Below are 25,662 nucleotides of genomic sequence, written 5' to 3' on the forward strand. Positions count from 1 at the left end.
ATCAATGCCTCGCCTTGTCGTGGACCCACGCCGGGACCTGCTTCAGGTCCCAGACCAGGCCGAGGGCCTGCATCAGTTTCAGGCCGTACCAGGTGATGTCCACCTCCCACCAGCGGAAACCCTGCCGCGCGGAGCCTGGAAAGTAGTGGTGATTGTTGTGCCAGCCCTCTCCGAAGGTGAGCAGCGCGAGCCAGACGTTGTTGCGGCTGTCGTCGCGGGTGTCGAAACGCCGCGAACCGAACCGGTGCGCGAGCGAGTTGATGGTGACCGTCGCGTGGAAGAGCACGATGGTGGAGACGAAGAATCCCCACACCAGCATCTGCGGGCCGGATGTTCCGAGGGAGGTGGCGTGGGTCTTCAGGATGCTGCCCAGCGCGAACAGCGCCGCGGCGAGCGCCACGGGAACGGCCAGGTCGTAGCGGTCCAGCCAGCGCAGTTCGGGGTACTCGCGGAAATCCGGCAGGCGCTTCAGGTCCGTCGCGAACGCGGCGGGCGTCAGGAACCAGCCCGCATGGGCCCAGAGAAACCCATGGACGGAGGGCGAATGCGGATCGAGCGGCGTGTCGGCGTGCCGATGGTGATGGCGATGGTGCGCGGCCCACCAGAGCGGCCCACGCTGGACGCATGCCGCACCGATGAGCGCGAAAACGAATTGCGTCGCGCGCGAGGTGCGGAAGGCGCGATGGGAAAAATAACGGTGGTAGAAGCCGGTCAGCGCGAACATGCGCACGGCGTAGAGGGCGACGGCGACGGCCACGGCTATGGACGACACGCCGACGACGAAGACGGCCAGACAGGCCAGGTGCATGCCGATGAAGGGCAGGGCGCGCACCCAGTCGATGCGTCGCGCGTCCACGCCCGCTACCGGGGCCGCCCCGCCGTCGAACCATTGGCGGAGGCTCAGCCAGGGGCCGCGACCCGCGCCGGGCGGTGTTTCGTCGTGCGTGTCGCTGACTTTCATCGGTGGGTCCCTGAACGTTCTCAAGGACCTCTACGCAAATGGCGGCCGATCGGATGCACGTTGGAGCGGACCCGGCCGCGACGGCTTTTTGCGAGGAGCCGCAGGGCCTGTGGCGGCCGGCTTTAAGAGCATCGCGGCCGGGTCCGCTCCAACAGCAGCCGAGCTTCTTGTGGGAGCGGACCTGGCCGCGACAGCTTTTCGCGAAGAGCCGCAGGGCCTGTGGCGGCCGGCTTCAAGAGCATCGCGGCCAGGTCCGCTCCAACAACAGCAGGTGGACCCGGCTTCTTGTGAGGAGCCCCAGGCCCGGACGCCTTACTCCACGATATTCGCCGTCACGTGATAAACGCGGCCGCCCCAGCCATCGTTCGGGAACGAGTCCGAGACCTTCAGGTACACCGGCTTCGTGCCATCGGCACCGGCGCGAAGGAACGGCGTCAGATCGATCGTCTGCACGCCCTTGTTCGAGCCGTCCGTGATCGGGCGCGTTTCGTGCAGCACCGTCGTCCAGGTCTCGTTATCGGAGCTGGCCTGCACGAGGTATTCCGCGTCGATGGTCAGCGTCACCTGGGCGGCGGTCGTGTCGGCCGGGAACGGGAAGCGATAGGTGAAGTGCGCATTGCCGTCGGCGAAACGGTTCTGCACGCCGTTGCTCTGCGAGCGGTCGGGATCGAACAGCCACGGGTTCTCGTTGACGGTACCGGTGTCGAAGTCGATCGTGTGCGCGACGAGCACATCGGCCTCCGTGCTGAAGCGCAGCAGTCCCGCGACGAGCTTCGCCGTCACCGTGTGATGCCCGTCGGTGGCCTGGCTCGGCACGGTGACCTGCAGGGGCAGCGTCCCGCTCACCGGGTTCGCATTGCCGCGCGGCTTGAGCGTCAGCAGCTTCGCGCGCGGCGTGGCGCTCCACCCGGCTGGCGCGTCGACCGACACGAGCGTCAGCAGCGGCAGGTAGCCGGTGGCCGAGGCGCGCAGTTCGAGGGGTATGGCGGTCGCACCCGAGGCGGCGGGAATCACCACCGGCTGGGCCGGCGAGAGCGTGGCGGCGAGCGACTCGATCGGGGTGAAGGCCGGCACGTCGCCGATCAGCGCGCTGAGCGCGCTGGCCTGCGTGCGCCAGTCGAACACGTTCGGATGATCGTCGTTGGTGATACCCGACCAGCGCGTGCCGAGGCGACCGGCCGCATCGCGATCGTTGGCCCAGATGCCCTCGGCCTGCCGATCGAGGAACGCGGCGTAGCCGCCGTCATGCGTCGTGTCGACCAGATCGGTCCAGTAACGCATGAAGATGCCCTTGAACTGCTTCGCGTTGTCGTCGCAACGCTGGTCCGAAGCGTCGCAGCTTTCCGTCAGCACGCCGTCGGTGACGAGGCCCTTCGGCCCGATCGCGGCGTCCGCGAGGCGGCGCACGGTGGTCAGGATCGATGGATCGCGGGTGGCGCGCCACAGTTCCAGTCCCGCGCCGATCGCGAGGCCCTGGTTGTAGCTCCACACGGTCTGGCCGTTGTTGGTGCACGCCTGGGTGATGCCGTCGTTGACGAGGCCATCGGCGTTGATCATGCCGCTGCCCTGGAACCAGGCCCACGCGGTGCGCGACCGGCCCAGCCAGAGCGTGTCGCCGGGAATCCGGTTGTGCAGCTCGGCGGTGAGGCGGATCCACAGGCCATTGGTGACGGCGTTCTTGTACGTGCGCTCGCCGTCCCACCACACGCCGCCACCGCAGGTGCCGGTGTCCCAGTAGCCATTGACGTAGTTCGCGATGGTCACCGCCATGTCGAGGTACTTCGGATCCCGGGTCAGGTCGTAGGCCTGGATCCAGGTGAGTCCCCACCATTCGGAATCGTCGATCGCGCGACTGGTGAAATTGCCCAGCAGCGGATCCCCGGAGAGCACACCCGCGGGAAAGACGCCCTTGTCCTTCTCGAAGGTGTTGTCGAGCTGGCCGAGGTAGCGGCGGTCGCCGGTACGCTGCATGTAGTCGCCGATGGTCTGCAGGGCGACGGCGGAATTCCACCAGCTGGATGGGAACCACGCCTTCTCGGGGTCGTAGGAACTCATCAGCACGTCCGCGGCCACGCGGGCCCGCGCCATGGCGACGGGGCCTTCGGTCAATCTGTCGAGGCCGCGCTCCTGCTCGGCGGCCATGGAGGGAAAGGCGACGGTGAGTACCGTCAGGCTGGCGACGGCCAGCACCGTCTGGACACGCGAGCGTAATGCGCGGAACTTCATGATCTGGAGCGCTCCCTCTGAATACCCACAACGGGATGGAGTCGTCACCGGACCGTGGGTGGAGGTCCGGTTGCCCTGTCATCGCATTGCGCCGTCTGGACGGCCGGAAGAGGCAACGGCTCGCGCGAGTCCACGGAGTGTTGCAGAGGATTTCTTGCGAAAGTGAGAACCCGGTCAAGGCAAGCGATGCCTGCGGGTGTTCTCGTGACGGATCGCTTTCATCGTACGCTGACAAATCCAGGTCTACCTTCACACGAATGATCGACGCTTCCACACGCGCGCGGCTCGACGCATTGCTCGGGCACGGCGGCCGCATCATCCTTGGCATCGCTGGCTTACCGGGATCGGGCAAGTCCACGCTCGCATCGCAAGTTCTCGCGACTTATCCCGACATCGCGGTGAACGTGCCCATGGACGGTTTCCATCTGGCCAACGCGGAATTGCGGCGCCTGGGGCGGGCATCGCGCAAGGGCGCTCCCGATACCTTCGACGCCAGCGGTTACGTGGCCCTGCTGCGGCGGTTGCGCGAGCCCATCGAGGGCGAAACCGTCTACGCGCCCGCCTTCCATCGCGAGATCGAGGAGCCCATCGCCGGCGAGATCGCCGTAACGTCGGACGTGCGGCTGGTCGTCACAGAGGGAAACTACCTGCTGATGGAAGAGGGCGCATGGGCCGACGTGCGTCCGCTGCTTGATGAAACGTGGTTCGTGGACGTCGACGACGCCCGACGCCACGCGCAGTTGCTGGAGCGCCACATGCGCTTCGGTCGGTCGCGACAGGCCGCGCTGGACTGGATCGAGACCACCGACGAACCGAACGCCCGGCGCATCGCCGCCACGGCGCATCGCGCGGATTTCCGCGCACGAACCCTTCCCCTGGAGTCTGCATGAACGCGGTAACGTCTTCTGCGTCGGTGGCGAGCGACGCCACCCCACGCAACGGTGTGGTCATCGGCATCGCGGTGATCGCGGCGCTCGGTGGCCTGTTGTTCGGCTACGACACGGGCGTCATCGGTGTCGCGCTGCTCGGTCTCGGCCGGCAGTTCGCGCTGGACGACACCACGAAACAGCTCGTCACGGGCGCCATCATCTTCGGCGCGCTGTTCGGCTGCCTGCTCACGGGTCCGCTGTCGGACCGGCTCGGGCGCCGGCGCATGGTGATCTTCGTCGGCGTGCTCTTCGCGCTGGGCTCCATCGCCTCGGCGCTCGCGCCGTCGGTGGGCTGGCTGATCGCGGCGCGCTTCCTGCTCGGCCTCTCGGCGGGCAGTTCGACGCAGATCATTCCTGTCTACATCGCCGAGGTCGCGCCGCCGAAGCACCGCGGCAAGATGGTGGTGCTGTTCCAGTTCATGGTGGTGTTCGGCATCACCGTGGCGTACTTCACGGGCTTCGCGCTCGGCGAGCACTGGCGCTGGATGTTCGGCCTGGGCCTGATTCCCGCGTTGATCCTGCTCGCCGGCATGGCGTTCCTGCCGGAGAGCCCGCGCTGGCTCATGGCCGAACATCGCAAGGACGAGGCGATGAAGGTGCTCGAGCGCGTTCGCGGCAGCACCGCGGCGGCGCGTGCCGAGATCGCCGAGATCGAGACGGTGTCGCAGACCGAACCGACCGGCCGGTGGAAGGATCTGGCGAAGCCGTGGATTCGTCCCGCGGTGATCGTCGGCGCGGGCATCTCCATGTTCTCGCAGATCACGGGCAACAACGCGTTGATCTACTACGCCCCGACGATCCTGACCAAGGCCGGCTTCTCCGAACAGGCCGCGGTGCTGGGCACGGGCGCCAGCACGGTGCTGGTGGTCATCATGACGGTCATCGGAAGCTTCCTCGTCGACCGGATCGGCCGGCGCAAGTACCTGCTGTGGCTGATTCCCGGTTCGATCGTGGCGTTGCTGCTGATGGGTTACCTGTTCCAGGGCGCGGGTCCGCAGACCGACTTCAGCCGCTGGCTCACCGTCGGCTGCCTCGCGGCCTACATGATGCTCAACTGCGGCGGTTTCGGCGTGTGCATCTGGCTGATCAATGCCGAGGTGTATCCGCTGTTCGTTCGCGGCAAGGGCGCGAGCCTCGGCTCCTTCAGCCACTGGATCTTCGACCTGATCGTGACGTTGACCACGCTCTCGCTGGTGACCTGGCTGGGCGCCACCCACACGTTCTGGCTGTACGCGGCCATCTCGGTCGCGGCCCTGGTCTTCATCTACTACCTGCTGCCCGAAACCATGGGCAAGAGCCTCGAGGAGATCGAACACGAACTGCGCGAGGATCGCTTCTACCCGTACCAGCAGAAGCGCCTGGCCCGGGCGGCGCGGCAGTCGTGAGTCGCGGCGCGATCCTGAAGGTCCCGCCAGGCTGATCTGGTCGTGATGTGGCGACAACCGATCGCTTCGCCGTAGGCAGCGGCGTACCCCGGTGCGACGAGCCGCACGGTTCGCCCTCACCGTCACCCCGGCGTACGCCGGGGTCCACGGCCCCGGTCCCTGATCGGGCGGCGGCGCGTGCGATACGGGCTCGGGCGCATCCGTATCAGGACATCTAAGGAAGCGCGCGGTGCCCATAACTGAGCACGCGCGTCGCCTGCCAGCCCGCGGGAAGCTTGTGCCAGACGATCACGAACTTCGCGATCCCCGAGCACGTGGAGGCGCCCACATCGCAGAACATGTGCTCGCCTTCCTCGATCGCGCCGAAATCCTTGATCGGATAGACATGGACGCTGCCTTCGACCAGCTTCCGGTGGAAGTGGCCGCACACGTTCTTCCGCGTCTTCTCCAGATACTCGTCCCTCGTCCAGCTCACCCCCCCGTTGTCGTGATAGAACTCGATCTTCGGATCCAGAAGCGCCGCATGCTTCTCCAGTTGTCCCGGCTGGTCGCAGCGGTTGAAGCTGTCGAAGAACGACGTGTCGAGCCCGATGACCGTGGTCGTGAGCGCGCCCGCCGCGTCGTCGGCGTGCGCGACCGGAAGCCAGAACAGAGCCGCCACCGCGGCCGCAAGCCATTTCATCCCCATGACGCACTCATCCCCCTGTCGATGTCTCTGACCGAGTATGGACGGGTGCAGACGACGATAGCCAGTTCGCCGAGGCCGCGCGGCTAGAGCAGCTTCGGGATCAGGGCCTTGGTGCGAGCCCGGTAGTCGAGGTAAGTGCTCCCGAAGTGATCACCGAGCCACCGTTCCTCCAGCCGCAGCTTTCGCCAGAAGGATGCGAAGACGATCGCCACTGCCAGCAATCCACGCCAGTCGCCCACCATGATGGCGTTGCCGAGGAAAAGGAGCAGGAAGCCCGTATAGATGGGGTGCCTGATCAGGGCGTACGGGCCGGCGGTGACCAACTCGTGCTCGCGCTTGAGGTCCACCGTCGCGCTCCAGTTCCGTCCGAGCAGAATCCGCGAGACGATCGCGAGCGTGGCACCGGCCACGCAGCACGCGAGGCCGACGGAATACACCAGCGGGGTGTGAGGGACGAATTGCTCGCGTAGCGGTGAACCTTCGAACCACTCGCTGGGGCCAAGGAGGACGCCGGCAACGATCAGCGGCAGCCAGTAAACGGCGATACGCCGCGCAAGCGGTTCCTTCTGTATGGAGGGCCTGGCGGTGCGCGCGGCCCAGAGCCAGTAGGCGAGAACCGAAAGCCAGCTCATGCGGAGCCCGTGTTCGAAAAGAGGAGGCATGCGTCGTCCTTGTTCTGGCTGGGGATGATGAGGTGTCGCACGTCAAGCTTGGCGTGCCGGCGGCGTGCAGGCATCCTTGCCGGGACGGTCGGCCCCCTGCGAGGGACGAACCGCGGGGACACGGGGCCGGAGCGCCGCCTCGTCACATGGTCGGGATGGCGAATGTCGAGGGATGCGATGCCGGAAAGGCAAGCCATGGCACGAACGAAACGGGCCGACCGGATCCTCAAGGTCGATCATGCGGGCGAGTTCGGAGCGATCTCGATCTATACCGGGCAGGTTGCAGTGGCAAAGGTCTTTGCCCGGGAGCTCGTGCCGGAGCTGGTCGAATTTCGCTCGCACGAGCGCGGCCACCGGGCGATTTTCGCCGCGGAGCTGGCGCGCAGGGGGCAGCGCCGCTGCAGGAGCTACTGGCTATGCGGCCTGGGCGGGCTGACGCTCGGGCTGATCACGGGTCTGTTCGGGCGTGCCGCCATATCCGCGACGACGGTCGCGGTGGAGAGCGTCGTGCTGCGCCACCTCACGAGTCAGCGTCTCGAACTCTGCGGCGTGGACGACGCGGCGGTTGTCGCCATTTCGGCCATCGTCTCGGAGGAGCAGATGCATCACGACCAGGCGGCATCGCACGTGGCCGACACCGGCCTGTGGTTCCGGGTGATCCACCCCGTCGTCACCGCGGCGACCGAGGCGGTGATCTGGTTGGGGATGCGGCTCTGAGGCCGTATCACACCCATGTAACACCCTGTGTGTCATAGCGGGTCTCCATCAGAGACCAAGCACATGACCGACGCCGTATTTGTCGCGCGACCCGACGACCTGACCCGGGTCAACACCTGCCTGCGGTCCGACATGCGCTACTGGACCCGGGTCCTCGGCGTCAGCGACAAGGTGTTGCTGAAGGCCGTCATGTCCGTCGGGGTCGATTCCTGGGCCGTGCGCGCGGAGATCCGCAGGCTGCGTCGCAAGTGAACGATGACAACAAGCAGCGCCGTATCTTCATTTTCTTTCCCGGCATGAACGAACGTTTCTGGCGTGTCCTGGTGCCAGGCGGCGTCGTGCGGACGTTCGGGACGGAAGGCACCGCCGTCGAGTACGCGCTCGAGCGGGCGACGCAGTCCCGCGAGAACGATCGTCGTCTCGTCGAGGTGCTGAAGGAAACCGCGTCGGGCGGATGGATGCCGATCACCGTGCCTTACTAAGGACGCCGTGGCGGCGATTCCATGCTCGCCAGTCAAAGGCATTGTTCTCGACGATGCAATAGTCTTGGCGACTCATGCCTCCAAGTGAAGCAATAGCTGGCCCATGTCGGGCTGGCGTCACTTTGAGGAATCGAGCATGGGCAAGCTTCAGGACAAGGTCGCCATCGTCACCGGCGCGTCGAAGGGTATCGGCGCCGGCATCGCGCGCCGGCTCGCGGCCGATGGTGCCAGCGTCGTCGTCAACTACGCCTCCAGCAAGGCGGGCGCGGACAAGGTGGTCGCGGACATCGAGGCGGCAGGCGGCAAGGCCATCGCGGTCGGTGCCGACGTCAGCAACAAGGCCGAGGTCGATGCGCTGATCAAGACGGCCATCGATACGTATGGCCGTCTGGACATCGTCGTGAACAATTCCGGCGTGTACCAGTTCGCCAAGATCGAAGAGACGACCGAAGAGCTCTATCGCAAGATCTTCGACATCAACGTGCTCGGCCTGCTGCTCGTGGCCGGCGCGGCGGCTCCGCACCTGGGCAAGGGCGGAAGCATCATCAACATCGGTTCGGCCGTCACCCGCGTCGTTCCGGCGGAAAGCGCGATCTATTCGGGCACGAAGGGCGCCGTTGACGCGATCACCGGCGTGCTGTCGCGCGAGCTTGGCCCGCGCGGCATCCGTGTGAACTCGGTGAACCCGGGCATGATCGAGACGGAAGGTACGCACACCGCCGGCTTCATCGGCTCGGAACTGCAGACGGCCATGGAAAGCCAGACGCCGCTGGGGCGCATCGGCAAGGCGGAAGACATCGCTCCGATCGTCGCCTTCCTGGCGTCGGACGACGCGGGCTGGGTCACCGGCGAGCTGATCCTCTCGACGGGCGGCCTGCGCTAAACCGTCCGCGGATGGCGTGCCGCGAGGCGCGCCATCCGCGCAGCGCGCGCGTCAACCGCCGCGCAGCTGTCTTATGCTTTTCCCACCCACGGCCCAGTTCGCGGCCTCGCTTTCCTGCAGCACGATGGTCACCGCCTGGTCGGCCACGCCGAAGTGGCGCACGACCGCGTCGTGCAGGTCGGCGATCAGCGCCTCCTTCTGGGCGTCGCTGCGGCCTTCGAGCATCTGTACGGTGACGATGGGCATATCGGTCTCGCTGTCAGGTGATGGGTGAGGCGCCGGCCCGCGCCGGGAGCGCCTGGGCGACCCATTCGACGAAGGCACGAAGCCGGGGATTATGCCGCCGCGTCGGCAGGTAGACGAGATAGACGGGCAGGGGCGGCGGCTGCCAGGTCGGCATGACATCGACCAGACGCCCGTCGTCGAGCGCATCCGCGACCTGGAAGCGAAGGGTCTGCACGAGGCCGAGCCCCGCGAGCGCTGCCGCCGAATGTGCGTTGCTTTCGTTGACCTCGAGCGCGCGCGCGATGTCGACCGTGTGCACCGCGCCGGACGGATCGCTGAGCCGCAACGGCTGCGAGCGCCCGGTGCGCGCGGAGAAATAGCCGACCATCGCGTGGTCTTTCAGATCGCTCAACGTCTCGGGCATACCTTGCCTGGCGAGGTAGGCAGGCGTGGCGGTGAGCGCCCACGGCAGTTCGGCGATCTGCCGTGCGACGACCGCCGGATCGTCCCCCGTGCTCCGGATCGCGCAGTCCACGCCTTCGCTCAAAAGATCGACGGTCCGATCGCTCACGCCGATCTGCAGTTCGATGCCGGGGAACCGTTCGCGGAATTCGCCCAGTGCCGGAATCAGGAGTCGCGCGGCCACCGAGCCGCCCGTCTCGACCCGCAAGGGGCCGATCGGGCTGTTGCCGCCTCCCGCCAGATCGGATTCGAAGTCGTCCAGATCCGCCAGCATCCGCCGCGTGTGTTCGTAATAGGCGGCGCCCTCGGCGGTGACGGAGATCCGGCGCGTGGTGCGCTCCAGCAGGCGCACGCCGAGTTCCGACTCGAGCGTCTGGATCATCTTGGTGACCGTCGACTTGGGCAGCCGCAGCGCATCGGCGGCCTTGCCGAAACCGCCGGTGTCGACGAGCCGGGTGAACACGCGCATGGCCAGCAGACGATCCACGGATTATTCCTGCAAAGAAATAAAGTAATCGCAATATGCCAGTTTATTGGCCGAGGCTAAATAGCGAAACTGTCGCCATCAGCCGCGACGCGGCTTCACTCACCGGAGTTTCGCCATGTATACGCTCGCCAACAGCAACGTCCATACGACCCGCCATGCCGGCAAGATCGTCCTCGTCACCGGCGGCAGTTCCGGTCTCGGCGAGGCCACCGCCGAGCGGTTCATCCGCGAGGGCGCCACCGTCTACATCACCGGCCGTCGCGAAGGCGAACTGGCCCAGGTGGCGGCGCGCATCGGCGCCACGGCGATCCAGGGTGACATCGCGGTCGCCGCCGACCTCGACCGCATCTTCGACACGATCCGCGAGCGCAGCGGCCGGCTGGACATCCTCTTTGCGAACGCCGGCGGTGGCGAGTTCACGGCACTCGACCAGGTCACCGAGCCGCAGTTCGACAAGTACTTCGGCATCAACGTGAAGGGTACGCTGTTCACGGTGCAGAAGGCGCTGCAGCTGATGGGCCCCGGCTCGGCGATCGTGCTCAACGGCTCGATGGTGTCGGTGAAGGGCCCCGCGACGTTCGGCGTCTACGCGGCCACGAAGGCGGCCGTCCGGTCGCTGGCGCGCAGTTTCGCCAGCGACCTCAAGGGCCGCGACATCCGCATCAACGTCGTGGCGCCGGGCGTCGTCGTCACCCCGGGTTACAAGACCGAGCTCGGCATGAACGACGAGCAGATCGCGGGCTACGTCGCCGCCATGGAGGCCATCACCCCGCTCGGCCGCACCGGCACGCCGGACGAGGTCGCCAAGGCCGTCTCGTTCCTGGCGTCCGATGAAGCCAGCTTCATCACCGGCATCGAGCTCTTCGTCGACGGTGGCCAGGCGCAGGTCTGAAGACGGGACGGCGCAAGGTCCGTCACCAGATACGGACCCGTTCGGAGGGCGGCAGGTAAAGCCTGTCGCCCGGTTCGACGTCGAACGCGCGGTACCAGGCATCGACGTTGCGTACCTCGAACGTCCGCTGGTGGCCCGGGGCGTGCTCGTTCGTGAGTAGGACGTGCCGTAGACCGTCCGCGGTGTACTTTCCATGGTTGTTCTGCGCGAAGGACAGGAAGAACCGCTGGTCGCCGGTGAAACCATCGACGACCGGCGGTTCCTTGCCATCCAACGCCGCGCGATACGCGTCGTAGGCGATGTTGAGGCCGCCGAGGTCAGCGGTGTTCTCGCCCAGCGTGCGCTTGCCATCGACGCGCATGCCCGGCGCGGCTTCGTACGCGTCGTACTGTTTCACCAGGGCGTCCTCGCGCGCCAGGAATCGCTCGCGGACGGCGGCCGGCCACCAGGGCGCGCGAAGGCCGTCCTCGTTGAACGTGCTTCCGGCCCTGTCGAACTGATGCGTGAGCTCATGGCCCACCGTCTCGCCAAGACGCCCGTAATTCTGCGCGGGGTCGGCATCGGGATCGAACGTGGGTGCCTGCAAGAAGCCGGCTGGCAGGAACAGGGCGAGGCGGGTGTCGTCGGAGCACGCGTTGACCGTCGACGGATACAGGCAGCGCCATTCGTGGCGATCGACCGGCACGTCCAGCTGCGCCACGTTCCATTCGTGCTGCCATGCCTCGCCGCGGACGACGTTGCCGAACAGATCGTCGTCCTCGAACCGCAGCCCTTTGTATGCGCGCCAGGTATCCGGATAGCCAACCTCGATGATGACGTTGTCGAGTTTGCCGAGTGCGCGCTTCCTGGTCGCGTCGTCCATCCAAGTGACGTTGGCCAGCCGCCTGGCGAACGCATCGCGCACGTGTCGCGTCAACGCCTTCACCTCGGCACGCGCGGCGGCCGAGAAGTACCGGGCGGCGTAGATCGACTCGACATCGTCCGGGATGAACCGGCGAATCAGGTCGGCTCCGCGCTCCTTCCGCGGTTTCGGCGCCGTCACGCCCTTCAGCACACCCTGATCGAAGGCGAACGCCAGATCGGCGACGTCATGCGAGAGGTACGGAGCATAGGCGTCGAGGAAGCGTACGATGAGGTAGGCGCGCAGCGTCTCCACGGACGCCTTTCGGAAAGCCGCGGCTCGCACCGCGAGCACCTCGGGTTCGTCGATGAGCATGGCGCGGCCTTCCGGCCAACCGAACGCGCGCGTCACCGTGTGCCAGGGAACGCCGGGCATGCGCCGCTCCATGTCGCGCAGACTGACCTTGTCGTACACCGGTGTGCCGCCCTCGGGCGAATTCGGCGCGGCGAGCTGCCGTTCGAACGCCAGCACCTCGGCCGCCAGACGCGGTGCATCCGGTACGCCGGCGCGCGCGAGCAACTGCCTGGCATAGGCCTGGTAGGCCTGCGCGACCTTCGCCGCATCCGCGGTGCCGGGCTGGTAGTAGGCACGGTCGCCCATGCCGAGGCCGTCACTTGTCCAGTGCAGCGCGCGGTGGCCGGGACGGCGGTCGTCGTCGTCGACGGTGCCGGCCAGGAATGTCGAGACGCCGAGGTTCCCGTAGCGGCCCATCGCTTCGGCGACCGCCTCCTTGCTGCGCAGGCCCGTCAGCGCCCGCAACATGGGTCCGGCCGGCCCGAGGCCGAGCGCATCCAGGCGGGCCTCGTCCATGAAGCTGCGGTACAGCGCTCCCGCGCGCGAGGCGGGATCGGCCGCCAGCTCGTCGACGATCGAACCGAGCCGCTCGATGGAGGTCCGTCGCGCGTTGACGGTTCCGAACACGAACGGGGCGCCGGCCGGTATGACGGTGTCCCTGTCCCATTGGCCGTTGGCGTAGAGATAGAAGTCGTCGCCGGGCCGGACCGAGCGATCCATGCCGCGGATGTCGAACGAAGCGGCGGAGGCCGTGGCGCTGGCGATGGCCAGGACGGCGAAAACGGATCTGAGCATGAGTGCGAAGACGCGCAGGGAAGAGAATACGTATTGTTGGTGGGCGTCGTCCCGCCGCAAGGAACGTTCCTGCTGTTTGTTGTCCTCGTTGGCGGTACCTCCACCGCGACCGGGCCTCTCCATGGCGTCGCACCGGCGCTCACCGGTGCCTACGGCGAGGTGGTCGGTAGTCGCGCGTGGTGCCAATGGCGAAATTCGTTAAAGATTCCCGGTCGATCGCCGATAGCTCCGGCTACAGCCGTGCCTGAGGGATTCGAAAGGTTTCTCGGAGCGCCGTGACCGTGTTGGACCGGATACTTCAGGGGAACTTACGCATGCTCTTTTTCTATCGCACCGCAATGGTCTGCTCAGCGCTCATGCTTTCGGCATGTGTCGCTCCGAAATACAATTACGCGCCAAAAGCAACGCGCCTGAGTGAGCCTGCCGTAGGACAGATCGTTACCGCGTCGGTGGGCGATGAAATGCTGAAGCAAGGCGTGCTCTTCGAGCGTGAGGCCCTTCTTCTTCAGAAGGATGTCAACATCGGGCTGTTCAGCCCATATACGCTTCACCACGGCTACTTCGTAAAGCAGGGTGAGAACAAGAACTCGGACTTCTATGTGCCGAGCCCTACAGCCGATGGCGGCCGAATCGAGAAGGCTGCTCTTGCTGACCCATTTCAGGCCGTTCAGGCATACAAAGGCGACAACCGAATTTGCGTCGTGACAGTCTTCAATGCATCCGTCTGCAAGAAGAGCGATGACTTTCGCCGGGTCGTGAAGGCTATCGCTACCGATGAGTCATTCCAGCAGACATTGATCTACAGTGGAAAAATAGGTCAGAAGGTTAATGTCGGTTATCGCGAGTTTTCGGGAAACGTGGCGCGACCAGCTTTCAGTAATGACGTCGAGTACGATTTATCGGAATCCGCGACCATAGGCTACAAGGGTGCGCGACTCGAAATTCTGGAGGCGACTAACGATCACATCAAGTATCGGGTGATCTCGAACTTCAACGCGAACTAGCCTCGGAATCCTCATCCGATCGGCGCCTGGTTCTTCGTGATGTGACGGCCGGTGGAGAGTGGCGAATAGATGCGTTTCGTTGCGTTCTCAGAGTCATCACCGGCCGGAGCGTCGTCTCAGCGCGTTGCCGATACCACGGGCTTACCGTCCCGGAGCTCGAAGCGGAACGCGTAATCGAGGCTGAAGGGGGACGTGCTCCGGGTGGTGCTGAAGTTGCCCCTGGCATCCTCGTGATCCTGCACGACCGTCATCGGGGTGTAGGTCCAGTGCATCGCCGCCTCGCGCGTCGCCGCGAAGAAGGCGACGTGCTGTGGGTCTCCGAGGTCGTCGAGGTCGCGTACCTCGGTGACCTTGCCCGCACCGTCGACGATGACCTTGGCTCGGATCGTCACGGGCGGCAGGTTCGCCGCGATCCAGCCCGGTGGGTACGCCGGGGGATCGTTGGCGACCGGCTGCGCACCCGATGCGTGCTGCTGGGTTGTCATGTGATATCGGGCGCCGCTCGCGGCGGGAAGCGCTTCGTAGCTGGAAGCGGCAATGCGCGCTGGTGGCGGTGCGGCCGGCATCGAAGCCTGCGGCCGTGCGCACCCTCCGAGCAAGGTGAGCGAAACGACGAGAGATTGACCGAGTACAAAGGTCATGTAGTGAACGCGGGGACGGTGAATGGACACGCTCGACATACCTCGTTACGACCTCGCCTGTGACTATCGATACGGCCGACATGACCAGGGCGATGATGTTCGTACTCTGGTCGACATGCAATCGGGTCGGCCCTAAGCAGTCGTGGCCGCCGAGTGCCGCCCCTCGCGCGGGGCCGAGACGTGTAACACACCATCAAACGTTCGCCGCGCCGCCTTTTACGCCGGAATCGCAGCGAGCTGCCGCTCGAACGTGCCGAGGTCGAAGTAGTCGCGCCACACGGTGATCTTTCCATCGACGAAGGTCAGCGTGCCCATGACCGGCAGCGAGATTTCGGCGCCGGAGACGTGACGGAAGAGGTCCAGGCGCTCGTTCAGCACGACGTCGCCCGCGGCGGCGATGCTGACCACCTGCCAGTCGACCGCGTAGTCGCGACCGACGCCGAAGTCCTTGTGGAACGTTTCCACGCCGCTCCGTCCGACGATGTCGGGCAGGGGCACGTTGTCGTAGAGCACATCGTCGGCGAGCATGGCCAGCGCGTCGTCGATGCGGCCGCCGCTCCAGTGGCCGAAAAAGAGGCGGGCGAGTGCCAGGGGGGACGTATCGTTCATCGAAGTTCCTCGAAAGACGACGGGACACGGGTCCCGTCGGGTTGAATGGGGCGTCAGTCGCAGCAGGCTACGGATACCACTCGCCGTCCGTGCTCCGATTGGAAGATCAGGGCGGCGGTCGCGATCGCCATGGCGCCACCCATCCACATCGTGGCGGCCACGCCGAGGTGATCGACGACGAGACCGCCGAGCAGGGCGCCGGTGCCGAGGGAGAGCTGCGCGATGGAAACGAACAGGGAAGCCATGCTTTCCAGGCGGTCGGGCGTGGCGCTGAACAGCCAGGTCTGCATGGCGATCGGCATCATGCCGAAGCCGACGCCCCAGGCGATGACGGCGACGACTGCGGCGGCGGGATGCGCGCCCGTCAGCGCGAGCAGGACGACCGACCCGCCGACGATGAGCGCCGTGATGCTCAGCGCCTTGCGCACGTCGCGGCCGGCGGCCCAGCCTCCGAGTGCGTTACCCGCGAAACCCGCCACGCCATAGCCAAGCAGCACGGCACTGACCGTGCCCGCGTGGATGTTCGCCACCTGGTTGAGGAACGGCGTCACGTAGGTGTACGTCGCGAACTGTCCGACGAAGAGCAGCGCGGTCGCCACGAGGCCCGTGAGTGCGATGCGATGCTTCAGCAAGGCCGGGATCTGCCTGAGGCCGGTGCCCGGCTGCGCCGGTAGCGAAGGCAAGCGCGCGGCGAGCGCGCAGAGCGCCACGAGTGCCATGATCGCACCGCCCGCGAACGACCAGCGCCAGCCGATCATGCCGCCGATGAGCGCGCCTGCGGGAACGCCCGCGACCGTGCCCAGCGAGACGCCCGAGAAGATGATCGACGTGGCGCGCACGCCTTCGGCGCCCGGGCGCAGCCGCGGCCCGACGGACCCACCGATCGTCCAGAAGCCACCGACCGCGATGCCGAGCAGCACACGACCGAGCAAGAGCATCGGCAGGTTGCCGGCGAGCGCGACCACGGCGTTGGAGGCCGCGAGCAGGACCAGGAGGGCCAGGAGCACGCTGCGCCGGTCGCGCCTTGCCGTGACGACGGGCGTGAGGAGCGCGGCGACAGCGGCGAGGAAGCCGGGCATGGTGACCATGAGCCCGGCTTCGCCGTCGGTGATGCGGAGGTCACGCGCGATCTGCGGCAGAAGGCCGACGGGAAGGAATTCGCTGGTGACCAGCGCGAACGCGCCGAGCGACACCGAGACGACGGCGGACCATGGCGACGCGCGGTCGCCGGCGCCGACGGTAGTGTGGGCAACGGACATGGCGATTCTCTGCAAAAGGCATAGGCCTAGTCTGGGTGCCGCGACCGCACGGCGGTAGCGCACGGCCGCTCACATCACCTTCAACGGGCAGTTGAAGATCCATCGCTCCCGGGAGGGCCGATCTTTCGCGTCAGGCCTGCGATGACGCGCTCAGGAGCATGGCCGGCGCCCAGCTGTAATCGTGCACGTGCTCGACGTAGATGCGCACGAAACCGCAATCGCGCAGTTCGTCGATCCATGCGGCAATGGGCTGCTCCCAGTTGGAGGGTCGGGCGGCGCGGATCTGGCCCAGCAGCATCGGTGCGAGGAATCCGCCCGCGACGAGTTCCGCGTCCGCGCCGTACTCGCTCGCCGCGCGCTCGTAGCGGCGGGCCAACGAGGCGCTCATCTCGTCGCTGGCCCACGCCAGATCGGGTACGTCGAACTCGACGATCGCGAGTTCGCCCACGTGCGGGCGGAGGAGCCGAAGCGCTTCGCGCCGCGCCTCCGGAGCGACCGATTGCAGTGCGAAGGTGGACTGGGCGAGGTCCCAGCGATCGTTTTCGGTCAGGCTCGCGGCGAACGCCTCGAGCGTCGCCGCGATCGCGCGAACGTCCGGCCGCCGGGCGGTCAGCGACGCCAGAAGACCGGGATGCGGTTCGACGACGGTGACATCGGCCGGCGGATGCGATGCCTTCGCCAGCGCGGGAAGCAGGGCCATGCCGTCGCCGGTGCCGATGTCCAGCAGTGTCGCGGGACGCCGCTCGTCGTACACGGCCGCCAGCGTGTCGCCGACCGACGCGTAGAGCGGCACGTTGCCGCCGGCCCGGATGAAAGTCTGGAAGGCGGCCGCCTCGTCGTACGCGCCACCCGTGGCACCGTCGTTCAGCGCGTGGAGCAATGCGCGCGCCATGATCGATCCGTCACCGGAGACGCGCCGCAAGGCGTGGGTCGCGTCGTCGTCGCGTCCGGCGACGATGGCGGCGAGGGCGGCGGAAAGATCGTTCAACGACATCGCACGGATTTCCTTGTCTGTCCGCAGACATTATGTCGACCCCGGCGATGTTTGAGTACGCGGACCTGGGCACGGGATATCGCCATGAGCATCGACGACGAACGCGCGAGCATCATCAAGGACTTTCACGCAGCGGTGAACATGACCGCGAAGCGCCTCGAGACGTGGCTCGCGACGGACGAATCGAAAGCGGTGGGCGCGAAAGAGGGTGGGCGCGAGTCGGTCGGCCACGCGTCGGGACGGCGTATCGTGCGATTGCTCGGCAAAGCGCAGCGCGATCTCACCGAGGGCGACCTCAGGCACATGCGCAAGGTGAATGGTTACGTGGCACGGCACCTCGCGCAGCGACCGGCCGGGAACGTGAAAGACACGCCGTGGCGTTATTCGCTGATGAACTGGGGTCACGATCCGTTGCGGCGATAGCGCCGGTGGACGGAGACTTCGCGTCGCGCATCACAAAACGGTACGCTCCGCATCCCTGATGCATCCTGACCGAATCATGTCGACCATCCGCCTTTCGCGATCCGGCGACGCCGGGCTCCTGTTGTCCCTCTGGCTGCGCTCGGTACGAGCGACGCACGACTTTCTATCGGAAGCCGATATCGAGGCGCTCATTCCCGCGGTGCGCGATGGCGCGCTCGCGCAGCTGGAGGTATGGGTGCTGACCGGCGAGGATGACGAGCCCATCGGCTTCATGGGCCTCGATGGCGCGAAGCTCGAGGCGCTGTTCGTCGATCCGTCGCACGCCGGCATGGGCGTGGGATCGAGGCTGCTCGCGCATGCGCGCATGCTGAAGGGGGCGTTGACCGTCGACGTCAACGAACAGAATCCGGCGGCCCTCGCGTTCTATCGAGCGCGCGGCTTCGTGGTGGTCTCCCGCTCCGAGACGGACGGCGAGGGCCGGCCGTTCCCGCTGTTGCATCTGGCGGAACCGACATCGGGCCCGGCGTAGCTTCGTCGGTATGGCGCGCGCCGCGTCAGGCGCGGCTGCGACGCCAGGCCGATGGGGTGCACCCGGCGAATCGCCTGAACGTGCGCGCGAAATGGGCGTTGTCCGCGAAGCCGCAGGATTCCGCGATGTCCTCGAGCGTATCGGTGGTCGTCACCATCAACTCCTGCGCGCGCTTGATGCGCATGTCGAGCTGCCACTGGTACGGGGCGAGGCCGGTCGAGAGCCTGAAGGCGCGGCTGAAATGCGCGAGCGACAATCCGGCCACGCCGGCCAGTTCCTCGAGGTCGACGCGCAGCGGTAGCCGGTCGTGGAGGTAGTTCGTGACCCTTCGCACCTGCCAGGGCGCCAGCCCGCCTTTCGGTGTCTCGACCGGCCGACCGGGCCGCATCAGGCACGCGACGAGGCTGGCGATGAGGCTGTCGCCGTAAAGCTGCACGGAGGGGTCGTCGTTCTCGACGACCTCGCCGAGCAGCCGGAGGATCGAGGCGATGCGCGGGTCCACCATGCGCACCCGTGGCGCCAGCAACGCCGATCGCTGGAAGATGCCCTCGAAGCGTCGCTCGAGCACGTCGAGATCGAACGCCACCGTCGCGTCCTTCATGTAGACGATGTCGTCGCTGTGGCCGTAGAGGTCCATGCCCGCCGGGACCAGCGTCATGTGCCCGGGCTGGTATTCCACCTCGCAGCGCCTGTCGGCCTTGATCCGCGGTTCGGCCCGGCCCGTGCCGACTTCCTCGAGCAGGGCGGAAAGGCGCGTCTCGTTTTCGTAGCACAGGTGGTGACACACGCGGCCCCGGCTACGTTGTTCGTGGATGTCGACGCGCGCACCCGCCCAGTGATGGTGGCGCCCCGTGATCGAGAGGACGTTCTCCGGCAACGGCTGGAGCCGCTCGGTACGTGAGAAGGGTGTCGCGGTCGTCATGGGTACGGTGAGGGGCGTCGGCAATGGCAGGGTAGGCGATGCGTTCGCGCATGCAAAGCCACTTTCGTGCGAATCGCCCGCACGTCGGGGGGTAAGCCGTCGCGATCGCGGTCAGGCCGCCGCGCGCGCGTCGCGGCGCAGCGCCTGGGGACTGATGCCGTACCCACGCACGAAGGCGTCGCGCAGGTGCTTGCGATCGCGGAAGCCGGTCTCGCGCGCGATGGTGTCGAGGGCATGCCGGCCGCGCTCGACCATCGTACGCGCGGCCTCGAGGCGCAGGCGTTCGATCGCTTTCGCGGGCGAGGTGCCGGTTTCCGCCTGGAACACCCGGCTGAACTGACGCGCGCTCAGGTGCACGGCCGCGGCCAGTTCGTCCACCGACAGCGGCCGCGAGAGATTGCTTCGCGCGAAGTCGAGCGCCGCCTGCACGCGATCGGAACGTGGCGCCATGCGCAGCAGCTCGGAATGCTGGGACTGGCCGCCACCGCGCCGGTGATGCATGACGAGGACGCGGGCGACCTGGTTCGCCACGTCCCGGCCCAGGTCGTCCTCGACCATGGCGAGCGAGAGGTCCATGGCCGCGGTCAGCCCTGCCGAGGTCCAGATGGCGCCATCGGCGATGAAGATGCGATCGGCCTCGACCCGGGCGTCGGGGTGGCGCGCGCGCAGGGCATCGGCGAACGCCCAGTGCGTGGTGGCGCGGCGGCCGGCGAGGAGCCCGGCGGCGCCGAGCGCGAAAGCGCCGGTGCACAGTCCCGCGACGCGGCGGCTGCTCGTCGATGCCGCGCGGAGGAAGGCGAGTTCGTCGTCGGCGACGACCTGAAGCGTCGGATCGACGACGCCGCAGATCATCCACGTGTCCGCGTCCGTGCCATCGGTGACGGCATCCGTGCTCACGCGGCCACCCAGCGACGACGTCACGCTACCGCCAGCCAGCGAGTGGTTCGTGACACGGTAGACCGGCTCCCGCGCGACGACGTTGGCCATCTCGAACACCGTCTGGGTGCCGAAGGCCATCACCTGGAAACCTTCGGTGAGCAGATAGCCGATCCGATGCATCGCGTGGTCCTGTGCCGTGTCCTGATTCGTGGTCGTTATTGTCGTTTATCCGCACCATAGCGACTTGCATAATGCAACCTTCTGTTCACGAAAGGTAGCGCCATGAAAGCCATCGTCTACGACCGCGCCGGGCTTCCGGCCAGCGATCCCACCGCTCTGTACGACGTCGACGTGCCCCTTCCCGAGCCGGGCGCGCGCGATCTGCGGGTGAGGATCGAGGCCATCGCGGTCAATCCCGTGGACACCAAGCTGCGCGCGGCCGTGCAGCCCCCGGCGCCGCGCATCCTCGGCTGGGATGGCGTGGGCGTGGTCGAGAAGGCCGGCGCGGGCGTCGAAGGCTTCCGCGAAGGCGACCGGGTATGGTTCTCCGGCGACATCACGCGTCCCGGCTCGTACGCCGAGTACACACTCGTCGACGAACGGATCGCGGGACACGCGCCGCGCTCGATTTCCTCCGCCGAAGCGGCCGCGCTGCCGCTGACGGCGATCACGGCGTGGGAGCTGTTGTTCGACCGTCTGCGCATTCCGGAGGGCGGCGGTGAAGGGCAGAGCCTGCTGGTGATCGGCGCCGCGGGAGGCGTGGGATCGATCCTCGTGCAGCTCGCGCGGAAGCTGACCGGCGTGTCGATCATCGGCACGGCGTCCCGTCCCGCGACGCAGGCGTGGGTGCGGGAGCTTGGCGCGCATCACGTGATCGACCACACGAAGCCGCTCGGTCCGCAACTGGTCGAGGCGGGGCATCCGCAGGTGGATCACGTGATCAGCCTGACGCATACGGGCGATTACTACGCGCAGATCGTCGAGGTCCTGAAGCCGCAGGGGCAGCTGGCCCTCATCGACGACCCGGCCACGCTCGACGCGATGCCGCTGAAGCGAAAGTCGATCTCGTTGCACTGGGAGTTCATGTTCACCCGCTCCATGTACCGCACGCCGGACATGGGCAAGCAGCGCGAACTGCTGGATCGCGTCGCGACGCTGATCGACCAGGGTGTCGTGCGCACCACCGTCGGTGAACACCTCGGTCGCATCGACGCCGCGAATCTGCGTCGGGCGCATGCGCTGCTGGAAAGCCATCGCGTGCAGGGGAAGCTGGTCCTCGAGGGGTTCTGAGCCGGATCGGGCGTGTGCCTCGCCGCGCCGCTAGCGGAAGCCGAGCAGGCTCGCCAGCGTGCCGGCGAGGACACCGAATGCCACGACCGTCAGAGCGATGGTGACGAGGAGCTTCATCGGCAGCGAACGCACCAGCATCGCGAGCGACGGAAGGCTCACGGGCGGCAGGGTCATGAGCAGGGCGGCCGCGGGCGCGGCGCCCACGCCCAGCGCGAGCATGGCCTGCACGATCGGCACCTCGCCGGCCGTCGGGATGACGAAGAGCATGCCGGCCAGCGCGAGACCCAGCACCCAGAACCACTGATCGCCCACGTCGGGTCCGACGTGCGGAAACATCCACGCGCGCGCCGCGCCGAGCAACAGCACGATGACGAGGTACTCGGGGATCAGGCGCACGGTCATGCGCAGGAAGATCTGCCCCCAGCGCACGAGGACGTCGCCGAACGTGTGCGTTTCCGGTTCCGCCGGAGGCGTCGCGACGATGGGTTCTCCCGGACCGGCGAGGCGATTGGCGAGCCAGCCCAGGCCGAAGACCAGGGGAATGCTCAGTGCCAGGCGCAGCCCGGTCCAGTGCCAGCCGAGCACGAAGCCGGTGAACACGAGCGTGGCGGGGTTGAGCATGGTGTTGGAGAGCCAGAAGGCGACCGACGCTCCCGGCGCGGCGTTCTGTTTGCGCAGGCCGACCACCACCGGTGCGGCACAGCAGGTGCACATCATCCCGGGAATGCCCATCAGCCCGCCCATCAGCGTGCTGCCGAGGCCGCGTCCGCCGAGCGCGCGATGCACCGCGCTCGCGGGGATCAGCGCTTGCAGCGCCGAGCCGAGCAGCAGACCGAGCAGCATCGCCTTCCAGATCGCCTTGCCATACGCCACCGCGTAGCCGAGCGCCGCGTCCCACGACGCCGCCGGCGCGCTCGCCGCGTCACCCATCAGGATCGACTTGCCGATGGAATGATTCGCCGCCGCCTCGAACGCGCGCCCGTAATACGGATACCACTTCACGTAGAAGAGGCCCGCGACGGCGAGTAGGAGGAAGACGGACCAGCGCATGGTGCGCGCGGAGCGCATGGTGGCGACGGACATGGGGACCCCTGGATTTGGCTCTGCGTTATGCTGCCGCACAAACATACCGGCGCGCTATCGCGCACTTGTTGGAATCTGTCATGACTTTTCCACGTTTGACCGAACTTGCCCACGGCGGCGGCTGTGGCTGCAAGCTGGCACCGTCCGTGCTGCGCGACCTGCTCGCCGACAAGCCTTCCGCGATGCCCTTCGCTCAGTTGCTGGTCGGCACCGAATCGAGCGACGATGCCGCCGTCTGGCAGGTCGACGACCGCACCTGCGTCATCGCCACCACCGACTTTTTCATGCCCGTGGTCGACGATCCGTTCGACTTCGGGCGCATCGCGGCGACGAACGCCTTGTCGGACGTCTACGCCATGGGCGGCAAGCCGATCATGGCCCTCGCCATCCTCGGCATGCCGCTGGGCAAGATAGACACGGAAACGGTGCGCGCCATTCTCGCGGGTGGCGAGGCGGTGTGCGCGGAGGCCGGTATTCCCATCGCGGGCGGGCATTCCATCGATTCGGCCGAGCCGATCTACGGCCTCGCAGCGATCGGGCTGTGCGCACCGGGCGAGGTGCGGCGGAACACCGGTGCGCGGCGCGGCGATGCGCTGATCCTGACCAAGGGCATCGGCGTGGGCGTGTACTCGGCGGCCTTCAAGAAGGAAGCGCTGCCCAAGGACGCGTACGACGAGATGATCGCTTCCACGACGTTGCTCAACCGCATCGGGCACGAGCTGGCGAAGGATGACGACGTGCATGGCATCACGGACGTCACCGGTTTCGGTTTGCTGGGCCATGCGCTGGAGATGGCGCGCGGCAGTGGGGTTCGTCTCGCCATCGAGCACAAGGCCGTGCCGTGGCTCGCCCAGGCGGAGGCGCTGGCGCAGGCTGGCTTCGTCACCGGCGCGTCGAAGCGCAACTGGGCCAGCTATGGCGACGGCATCGCGTTCGCGGACGATCTGCCGCCGTGGCGCCGTGACCTGCTGACCGATCCGCAGACGTCGGGTGGACTGCTGGTCGCGTGCGACGCCGCGCATGCCGAGACGATCCTTCGTCGCATCGTCGATGCGGGTTATCCGCGGGCGAGCATCGTCGGCTCGGTCGTCGAAGGCGCGCCCGGTGTCGATGTCGTCTAGACGTCTCCGGCCTTCTCCTTGACCAGATCGATGAAAGCGCGAAGGCCGGCCGTCATGTGGCGGTGCGCGGGGTAGTACACGCACAGGCCATCGAAGCGTGGCGACCAGTCTTCGAGCACCGCGACCAGCCGGCCTGTGGACAGGTGCGGGGCGACCGACCATTCGTTGGTCCAGATCAGGCCCATGCCGTCGAGCGCGGCGGCGATCATGAGGTGGTGGTTGTCGAACCCGAGGGGGCCGTCGATGTCCACGGTGCGCTCCTCGCCATGGCGCGCGAAATCCCAGCGGTACCAGGCGCCGCTCGGCAGACGGCTCCGGATGCAGACGTGCGACAGCAGGTCTTCCGGAGTCCTCGGCCTTGACCGGCCCTCGAAGTAACTGGGGGAGCCCACGACAACGAAGCGCAGCGAACCGCTGCAGGGAACGGCCACCATGTCCTGCGGCACCGCATCGATCGTACGGATGCCCGCGTCGAAACCCTCCGCCACGATGTCGACGAAACGGCCCTCGGTCACGACATCGAGCCGCATCGCCGGATGACGACGGACGTACTCGAGCAGGATCGGTCGCAGCACCATTGCCGCCGCGCCCTCCGAGGTGTTGATCCTCAACGTTCCCGCCGGGCTGTCGCGGAAATCGTTGGCTTCGTCCATCGCCGCGGCGATTTCCTCCAGTGCCGGACGTATCCGTGCGACGAACGCCTCGCCCGCCTCGGAGAGGGAGACGCTGCGGGTGGTGCGATGGAAGAGCAATACCCCCATGCGACGCTCGAGCGTGGCGATTGCGTGGCTGAGCGCGGACGCCGACATGCCCAGCGCCAGCGCCGCGCGGCGGAAGCTGCGATGCGTCGCCACGGCGAGTACCGCGTGGAGTTCTGGCAGGCCCGTCTTCTGCATTGTGCGAAATCCTTCATCGACGCATCCGGGATAAGCCTGATTGTGAGCACAGTGACGCGCATCTAGCTTGTAGATGTCACTCAACGGAGACCGCTCATGAACCCCACCGTCCTCATCACCGGCGCCTCGACCGGTTTCGGCCGTGCCACCGCGAACCTGTTCGCCGCCCGCGGGTGGAACGTGGTCGCGACCATGCGTGACCCTGGCGCGGGCGCCGCTCTGGCCACGCTGCCCAACGTGCTCGTGGTGCGCCTCGACGTGCAGGATCGCGCCAGCATCGACGCAGCCGTCGCCACGGGGATCGAACGATTCGGCGCGATCGACGCGGTCGTGAACAACGCCGGTTTCGGCCTGTTCGGGATCTTCGAGGCGGCCAGCCGCGAGAAGATCCAGGAGCAGTTCGACGTGAATGTCTTCGGCGTCATGGACGTCACGCGGGCCGTGCTGCCGCATTTCCGGGCGCGGCGACGGGGCACCTTCGTCAACGTCAGTTCCGGCGCGGGGGTGTTCGGGCTGCCGATGATCTCGCTATACAACGCGAGCAAATTCGCTCTCGAGGGCTTCTCGGAATCGCTGTCGTACGAACTGGCCTCGCAGGGCATCGTAGTGAAGATCGTGGAACCGGGTGGCGTGCTGGACACCGGATTCAGCGCGCGCTCGACGGACGAGTTCGGTCAGGCGACGATTCCCGAGGGATACGAGACCTTCGTGGCGAACGCGGCGAAGATCTTCGAAGGCCTGCGCGCGAACCGCCTCGCGACGTCCGACGACGTGGCAGGCGTGATCCACGAAGCGGTCACCGACGGCACGAATCGCCTCCGCTACGTGGCGACCGAAGACATCAAGCCGCTCGTCAAGGCTCGCCGGGAAACCTCGGAAGACGAGTACATGGCCTTCATGCGGCGGCAGTTCGGCGGCTGAAATGGCGGAAGAGCATGGGAGTCGAACCCACCCGAAACAGTCTGGCTGCCTCACCCGGATTTGAAGTCCGGACGCCCCACCGGGGACGTTGCTCTTCCAGTG

The 25,662-nt window shown here is 66.9% G+C and carries 28 protein-coding genes and 1 tRNA gene; 13 read left to right on the top strand and 16 right to left on the bottom strand.

What is annotated here, in order from left to right; translation table 11 throughout:
* Position 1: 1 nt before the first annotated feature.
* Positions 2–961, bottom strand: a complete 960-nt coding sequence (locus BMW54_RS04020) for an acyl-CoA desaturase (protein ID WP_090053176.1) — start codon at positions 959–961, stop codon at positions 2–4.
* 312 nt (positions 962–1,273) lie between these two features.
* Positions 1,274–3,187, bottom strand: coding sequence for a glycoside hydrolase family 76 protein (locus tag BMW54_RS04025; protein WP_254779049.1), 1,914 nt, complete (start codon positions 3,185–3,187; stop codon positions 1,274–1,276).
* Between the two features lie 86 nt (positions 3,188–3,273).
* Between BMW54_RS04025 and BMW54_RS04030 the strand changes: the two genes are divergently transcribed.
* Together BMW54_RS04030 and BMW54_RS04035 are read left to right on the top strand one after the other, a co-directional pair.
* Positions 3,274–4,077: a nucleoside/nucleotide kinase family protein gene (locus BMW54_RS04030; RefSeq protein WP_254779051.1), complete on the top strand. Its 804-nt coding sequence runs from the start codon at positions 3,274–3,276 to the stop codon at positions 4,075–4,077.
* Positions 4,074–5,501 (top strand): sugar porter family MFS transporter, encoded by a 1,428-nt coding sequence (locus BMW54_RS04035; protein WP_090053179.1) that lies wholly within the window; start codon positions 4,074–4,076, stop codon positions 5,499–5,501. Before BMW54_RS04030 ends, BMW54_RS04035 begins: the two co-directional genes overlap by 4 nt.
* A gap of 214 nt (positions 5,502–5,715) precedes the next feature.
* Here the strand turns inward: BMW54_RS04035 and BMW54_RS04040 are convergent, their stop codons facing one another.
* Together BMW54_RS04040 and BMW54_RS04045 are read right to left on the bottom strand one after the other, a co-directional pair.
* Positions 5,716–6,183, bottom strand: coding sequence for a nuclear transport factor 2 family protein (locus tag BMW54_RS04040; RefSeq protein ID WP_175472753.1), 468 nt, complete (start codon positions 6,181–6,183; stop codon positions 5,716–5,718).
* 89 nt (positions 6,184–6,272) lie between these two features.
* Positions 6,273–6,821 carry a methyltransferase family protein gene (locus BMW54_RS04045; protein ID WP_175472754.1) on the bottom strand — a complete coding sequence of 183 codons (549 nt, stop codon included), beginning with the start codon at positions 6,819–6,821 and terminating at the stop codon, positions 6,273–6,275.
* Between the two features lie 225 nt (positions 6,822–7,046).
* Between BMW54_RS04045 and BMW54_RS04050 the strand changes: the two genes are divergently transcribed.
* The 4 genes from BMW54_RS04050 to BMW54_RS04065 all read left to right on the top strand — a co-directional run bounded on the left by BMW54_RS04050 (position 7,047) and on the right by BMW54_RS04065 (position 8,933).
* On the top strand, positions 7,047–7,568 hold the full coding sequence (locus tag BMW54_RS04050; protein ID WP_217642595.1) for a demethoxyubiquinone hydroxylase family protein: 522 nt from the start codon (positions 7,047–7,049) through the stop codon (positions 7,566–7,568).
* A gap of 63 nt (positions 7,569–7,631) precedes the next feature.
* Complete coding sequence (locus tag BMW54_RS04055) at positions 7,632–7,820, top strand: DUF3606 domain-containing protein (protein ID WP_090053183.1); 189 nt, start codon at positions 7,632–7,634, stop codon at positions 7,818–7,820.
* Complete coding sequence (locus tag BMW54_RS04060; RefSeq protein WP_090053185.1) at positions 7,817–8,050, top strand: hypothetical protein; 234 nt, start codon at positions 7,817–7,819, stop codon at positions 8,048–8,050. Before BMW54_RS04055 ends, BMW54_RS04060 begins: the two co-directional genes overlap by 4 nt.
* A 136-nt stretch (positions 8,051–8,186) precedes the next feature.
* Positions 8,187–8,933 (top strand): glucose 1-dehydrogenase, encoded by a 747-nt coding sequence (locus BMW54_RS04065; RefSeq protein WP_090053186.1) that lies wholly within the window; start codon positions 8,187–8,189, stop codon positions 8,931–8,933.
* 51 nt (positions 8,934–8,984) lie between these two features.
* Here BMW54_RS04065 and BMW54_RS04070 read toward each other — a convergent pair whose 3' ends face one another.
* Together BMW54_RS04070 and BMW54_RS04075 are read right to left on the bottom strand one after the other, a co-directional pair.
* A complete protein-coding gene (locus tag BMW54_RS04070; RefSeq protein ID WP_090053188.1) occupies positions 8,985–9,179 on the bottom strand; it encodes a 2-hydroxymuconate tautomerase in 195 nt (64 codons plus the stop codon).
* Between the two features lie 13 nt (positions 9,180–9,192).
* Positions 9,193–10,107, bottom strand: coding sequence for a LysR family transcriptional regulator (locus BMW54_RS04075; RefSeq protein WP_090053189.1), 915 nt, complete (start codon positions 10,105–10,107; stop codon positions 9,193–9,195).
* Between the two features lie 115 nt (positions 10,108–10,222).
* Between BMW54_RS04075 and BMW54_RS04080 the strand changes: the two genes are divergently transcribed.
* The gene (locus tag BMW54_RS04080; protein ID WP_090053191.1) at positions 10,223–10,999 is read left to right on the top strand and encodes an SDR family NAD(P)-dependent oxidoreductase; all 777 of its coding nucleotides are present in this window, start codon (positions 10,223–10,225) and stop codon (positions 10,997–10,999) included.
* A 22-nt stretch (positions 11,000–11,021) separates the two neighbouring features.
* On the opposite strand, the gene BMW54_RS04085 is transcribed toward BMW54_RS04080, so the two are convergent.
* Positions 11,022–12,989: a M13 family metallopeptidase gene (locus BMW54_RS04085; RefSeq protein WP_175472755.1), complete on the bottom strand. Its 1,968-nt coding sequence runs from the start codon at positions 12,987–12,989 to the stop codon at positions 11,022–11,024.
* Positions 12,990–13,303: 314 nt separating this feature from the next.
* On the opposite strand from BMW54_RS04085, the gene BMW54_RS04090 reads away from it, so the two are divergent.
* Positions 13,304–13,993, top strand: a complete 690-nt coding sequence (locus BMW54_RS04090; protein WP_217642596.1) for a hypothetical protein — start codon at positions 13,304–13,306, stop codon at positions 13,991–13,993.
* Between the two features lie 116 nt (positions 13,994–14,109).
* Here BMW54_RS04090 and BMW54_RS04095 read toward each other — a convergent pair whose 3' ends face one another.
* The 4 genes from BMW54_RS04095 to BMW54_RS04110 all read right to left on the bottom strand — a co-directional run bounded on the left by BMW54_RS04095 (position 14,110) and on the right by BMW54_RS04110 (position 17,496).
* A complete protein-coding gene (locus BMW54_RS04095; RefSeq protein WP_090053194.1) occupies positions 14,110–14,478 on the bottom strand; it encodes a hypothetical protein in 369 nt (122 codons plus the stop codon).
* Positions 14,479–14,850: 372 nt separating this feature from the next.
* On the bottom strand, positions 14,851–15,243 hold the full coding sequence (locus BMW54_RS04100; protein WP_090053196.1) for a limonene-1,2-epoxide hydrolase family protein: 393 nt from the start codon (positions 15,241–15,243) through the stop codon (positions 14,851–14,853).
* Positions 15,244–15,296: 53 nt separating this feature from the next.
* On the bottom strand, positions 15,297–16,502 hold the full coding sequence (locus BMW54_RS04105; protein ID WP_090053197.1) for an MFS transporter: 1,206 nt from the start codon (positions 16,500–16,502) through the stop codon (positions 15,297–15,299).
* A 130-nt stretch (positions 16,503–16,632) separates the two neighbouring features.
* On the bottom strand, positions 16,633–17,496 hold the full coding sequence (locus BMW54_RS04110; protein ID WP_090053199.1) for a class I SAM-dependent methyltransferase: 864 nt from the start codon (positions 17,494–17,496) through the stop codon (positions 16,633–16,635).
* Between the two features lie 84 nt (positions 17,497–17,580).
* Between BMW54_RS04110 and BMW54_RS04115 the strand changes: the two genes are divergently transcribed.
* Together BMW54_RS04115 and BMW54_RS04120 are read left to right on the top strand one after the other, a co-directional pair.
* The gene (locus tag BMW54_RS04115) at positions 17,581–17,919 is read left to right on the top strand and encodes a DUF3140 domain-containing protein (RefSeq protein ID WP_090053200.1); all 339 of its coding nucleotides are present in this window, start codon (positions 17,581–17,583) and stop codon (positions 17,917–17,919) included.
* A gap of 76 nt (positions 17,920–17,995) precedes the next feature.
* Complete coding sequence (locus BMW54_RS04120) at positions 17,996–18,448, top strand: acetyltransferase (protein WP_090053202.1); 453 nt, start codon at positions 17,996–17,998, stop codon at positions 18,446–18,448.
* 25 nt (positions 18,449–18,473) lie between these two features.
* Here the strand turns inward: BMW54_RS04120 and BMW54_RS04125 are convergent, their stop codons facing one another.
* Together BMW54_RS04125 and BMW54_RS04130 are read right to left on the bottom strand one after the other, a co-directional pair.
* Positions 18,474–19,370: an AraC family transcriptional regulator gene (locus BMW54_RS04125; protein WP_090053203.1), complete on the bottom strand. Its 897-nt coding sequence runs from the start codon at positions 19,368–19,370 to the stop codon at positions 18,474–18,476.
* A 111-nt stretch (positions 19,371–19,481) separates the two neighbouring features.
* Positions 19,482–20,429, bottom strand: a complete 948-nt coding sequence (locus BMW54_RS04130) for a GlxA family transcriptional regulator (protein WP_090053205.1) — start codon at positions 20,427–20,429, stop codon at positions 19,482–19,484.
* A gap of 102 nt (positions 20,430–20,531) precedes the next feature.
* On the opposite strand from BMW54_RS04130, the gene BMW54_RS04135 reads away from it, so the two are divergent.
* The gene (locus BMW54_RS04135) at positions 20,532–21,539 is read left to right on the top strand and encodes a zinc-binding alcohol dehydrogenase family protein (RefSeq protein WP_090053206.1); all 1,008 of its coding nucleotides are present in this window, start codon (positions 20,532–20,534) and stop codon (positions 21,537–21,539) included.
* Between the two features lie 30 nt (positions 21,540–21,569).
* On the opposite strand, the gene BMW54_RS04140 is transcribed toward BMW54_RS04135, so the two are convergent.
* A complete protein-coding gene (locus tag BMW54_RS04140) occupies positions 21,570–22,622 on the bottom strand; it encodes a permease (protein ID WP_217642597.1) in 1,053 nt (350 codons plus the stop codon).
* A gap of 80 nt (positions 22,623–22,702) precedes the next feature.
* Here BMW54_RS04140 and selD point away from each other — a divergent pair, with 80 nt between their 5' ends.
* Positions 22,703–23,743, top strand: coding sequence for a selenide, water dikinase SelD (gene selD, locus BMW54_RS04145; RefSeq protein ID WP_090053208.1), 1,041 nt, complete (start codon positions 22,703–22,705; stop codon positions 23,741–23,743).
* On the opposite strand, the gene BMW54_RS04150 is transcribed toward selD, so the two are convergent.
* Positions 23,740–24,639, bottom strand: coding sequence for a LysR family transcriptional regulator (locus BMW54_RS04150; protein WP_090053210.1), 900 nt, complete (start codon positions 24,637–24,639; stop codon positions 23,740–23,742). The genes selD and BMW54_RS04150 overlap by 4 nt on opposite strands.
* Positions 24,640–24,735: 96 nt before the next feature.
* Here BMW54_RS04150 and BMW54_RS04155 point away from each other — a divergent pair, with 96 nt between their 5' ends.
* Positions 24,736–25,560: an SDR family oxidoreductase gene (locus BMW54_RS04155; RefSeq protein ID WP_090053211.1), complete on the top strand. Its 825-nt coding sequence runs from the start codon at positions 24,736–24,738 to the stop codon at positions 25,558–25,560.
* Positions 25,561–25,562: 2 nt separating this feature from the next.
* Here the strand turns inward: BMW54_RS04155 and BMW54_RS18725 are convergent.
* Positions 25,563–25,658, bottom strand: a tRNA-Sec gene (locus BMW54_RS18725).
* Positions 25,659–25,662 lie beyond the last annotated feature (4 nt).

The organism is Luteibacter sp. 329MFSha, assembly GCF_900111665.1.
Taxonomy (GTDB): Bacteria; Pseudomonadota; Gammaproteobacteria; order Xanthomonadales; family Rhodanobacteraceae; genus Luteibacter.

What these genes read in the sequence shown, in the direction of transcription:
- BMW54_RS04090 (WP_217642596.1), top strand. Translation starts at nt 13,304, where the DNA reads ATGCTCTTTTTCTATCGCACCGCAATGGTCTGCTCAGCGCTCATGCTT.
- BMW54_RS04115 (WP_090053200.1), top strand. Translation starts at nt 17,581, where the DNA reads ATGAGCATCGACGACGAACGCGCGAGCATCATCAAGGACTTTCACGCA.
- BMW54_RS04035 (WP_090053179.1), top strand. Translation starts at nt 4,074, where the DNA reads ATGAACGCGGTAACGTCTTCTGCGTCGGTGGCGAGCGACGCCACCCCA.
- BMW54_RS04050 (WP_217642595.1), top strand. Translation starts at nt 7,047, where the DNA reads ATGGCACGAACGAAACGGGCCGACCGGATCCTCAAGGTCGATCATGCG.
- BMW54_RS04045 (WP_175472754.1), bottom strand. Translation starts at nt 6,821, where the DNA reads ATGAGCTGGCTTTCGGTTCTCGCCTACTGGCTCTGGGCCGCGCGCACC.
- BMW54_RS04055 (WP_090053183.1), top strand. Translation starts at nt 7,632, where the DNA reads ATGACCGACGCCGTATTTGTCGCGCGACCCGACGACCTGACCCGGGTC.
- BMW54_RS04140 (WP_217642597.1), bottom strand. Translation starts at nt 22,622, where the DNA reads ATGTCCGTCGCCACCATGCGCTCCGCGCGCACCATGCGCTGGTCCGTC.
- BMW54_RS04100 (WP_090053196.1), bottom strand. Translation starts at nt 15,243, where the DNA reads ATGAACGATACGTCCCCCCTGGCACTCGCCCGCCTCTTTTTCGGCCAC.
- BMW54_RS04065 (WP_090053186.1), top strand. Translation starts at nt 8,187, where the DNA reads ATGGGCAAGCTTCAGGACAAGGTCGCCATCGTCACCGGCGCGTCGAAG.
- BMW54_RS04130 (WP_090053205.1), bottom strand. Translation starts at nt 20,429, where the DNA reads ATGCATCGGATCGGCTATCTGCTCACCGAAGGTTTCCAGGTGATGGCC.
- BMW54_RS04070 (WP_090053188.1), bottom strand. Translation starts at nt 9,179, where the DNA reads ATGCCCATCGTCACCGTACAGATGCTCGAAGGCCGCAGCGACGCCCAG.
- BMW54_RS04110 (WP_090053199.1), bottom strand. Translation starts at nt 17,496, where the DNA reads ATGTCGTTGAACGATCTTTCCGCCGCCCTCGCCGCCATCGTCGCCGGA.
- BMW54_RS04025 (WP_254779049.1), bottom strand. Translation starts at nt 3,187, where the DNA reads ATGAAGTTCCGCGCATTACGCTCGCGTGTCCAGACGGTGCTGGCCGTC.
- BMW54_RS04125 (WP_090053203.1), bottom strand. Translation starts at nt 19,370, where the DNA reads ATGACGACCGCGACACCCTTCTCACGTACCGAGCGGCTCCAGCCGTTG.
- BMW54_RS04020 (WP_090053176.1), bottom strand. Translation starts at nt 961, where the DNA reads ATGAAAGTCAGCGACACGCACGACGAAACACCGCCCGGCGCGGGTCGC.
- BMW54_RS04135 (WP_090053206.1), top strand. Translation starts at nt 20,532, where the DNA reads ATGAAAGCCATCGTCTACGACCGCGCCGGGCTTCCGGCCAGCGATCCC.
- BMW54_RS04150 (WP_090053210.1), bottom strand. Translation starts at nt 24,639, where the DNA reads ATGCAGAAGACGGGCCTGCCAGAACTCCACGCGGTACTCGCCGTGGCG.
- BMW54_RS04040 (WP_175472753.1), bottom strand. Translation starts at nt 6,183, where the DNA reads ATGAAATGGCTTGCGGCCGCGGTGGCGGCTCTGTTCTGGCTTCCGGTC.
- BMW54_RS04155 (WP_090053211.1), top strand. Translation starts at nt 24,736, where the DNA reads ATGAACCCCACCGTCCTCATCACCGGCGCCTCGACCGGTTTCGGCCGT.
- BMW54_RS04085 (WP_175472755.1), bottom strand. Translation starts at nt 12,989, where the DNA reads ATGCTCAGATCCGTTTTCGCCGTCCTGGCCATCGCCAGCGCCACGGCC.
- selD (WP_090053208.1), top strand. Translation starts at nt 22,703, where the DNA reads ATGACTTTTCCACGTTTGACCGAACTTGCCCACGGCGGCGGCTGTGGC.
- BMW54_RS04080 (WP_090053191.1), top strand. Translation starts at nt 10,223, where the DNA reads ATGTATACGCTCGCCAACAGCAACGTCCATACGACCCGCCATGCCGGC.
- BMW54_RS04120 (WP_090053202.1), top strand. Translation starts at nt 17,996, where the DNA reads ATGTCGACCATCCGCCTTTCGCGATCCGGCGACGCCGGGCTCCTGTTG.
- BMW54_RS04105 (WP_090053197.1), bottom strand. Translation starts at nt 16,502, where the DNA reads ATGTCCGTTGCCCACACTACCGTCGGCGCCGGCGACCGCGCGTCGCCA.
- BMW54_RS04095 (WP_090053194.1), bottom strand. Translation starts at nt 14,478, where the DNA reads ATGACAACCCAGCAGCACGCATCGGGTGCGCAGCCGGTCGCCAACGAT.